The organism is Marisediminitalea alba (genome assembly GCF_002993365.1).
Lineage (GTDB): Bacteria > Pseudomonadota > Gammaproteobacteria > Enterobacterales > Alteromonadaceae > Alteromonas > Alteromonas alba.
The window spans coordinates 1-1104 of sequence record NZ_PVNP01000214.1; the positions used below are offsets into that span (position 1 = coordinate 1).

Sequence of the window (1104 nt, forward strand, 5' to 3'; positions counted from 1 at the left end):
GGCCTATCAGCGGGTGGTGGAGAATAAAGGCGCAGCGGGTGTAGATAACCTGAGCACGCTGGACTTAAAACCGTGGCTGAAACAGCATTGGCAAGGTGTGAAGGTCTCACTGACAGAGGGCAGCTATCTACCGCGGGCCATCCGTAAAGTGGATATCCCGAAACCGAACGGCGACGTCAGGACGTTAGGCGTACCAACGGTGGTAGACAGACTCATCCAGCAAGCGATAGCACAACGGCTAAGTCCGTTGGTAGAACCGTACTTCTCTCACTCCAGCTACGGATTCAGACCAAACCGCAATGCATGGCAAGCAGTGCAACAAGCACAGCAATACATACGTAGCGGAAAACGGTGGGTCGTAGACATGGATTTGGAGAAGTTCTTCGACCGGGTAGACCATGACATCTTAATGTCGAAACTGGCGAACCTGATAGAAGATAAACGGCTGTTGAAACTCATCCGTCGCTTCCTTGAAGCGGACATGATGGATAATGGCGAATGGGTCACAAGGGACAGAGGCATGCCGCAAGGCGGCCCACTGTCACCATTGCTATCAAACATCCTGCTGGATAGCTTAGACAATGAATTAGAGCGACGAGGTCACAGCTTCTGCCGCTATGCCGATGACTGCAATATCTACGTGAGCAGTCAAAAGGCAGGCGAGAGCCTACTGGCCGATATCACCGACTTCCTGTCTAACGAACTGAAGCTGCAAGTGAATGTCAACAAAAGCGCGGTAGCCCGGCCATGGGAACGCAAGTTCTTAGGCTATAGCTTTACCCGGCACAAAGAGAGCCGGGTGAAAATCGCCGCGCAAAGTGTGAGTCGCTTCAAGGATAAAATCCGCGAACTGACCACAGGGCATTGCTCGCGCTCAGTCAGTGACACGATAAACGTATTGACACCAGTACTTCGTGGCTGGATAAGCTACTTCCGCCTGACAAAGGTTAAAGGCGTGCTGGAAGAACTAGACGGTTGGATACGACGAAAACTCCGCTGCCTGTTATGGCGGCAATGGAAGGGAGTGTTTACCCGTGCTGGTAATCTGATGAAAGCAGGCCTTAGCGAGAGTCGGGCATGGTGGTCAGCGACAAACCAACGAGG

The 1104-nt window shown here is 52.4% G+C and carries 1 protein-coding gene; it reads left to right on the forward strand.

The annotated features are described in order from the left end of the window. The coding region (ltrA, locus tag C6Y40_RS23330) for a group II intron reverse transcriptase/maturase (protein WP_105936858.1) at positions 1 to 1104 on the forward strand (1104 nt) is incomplete at both ends.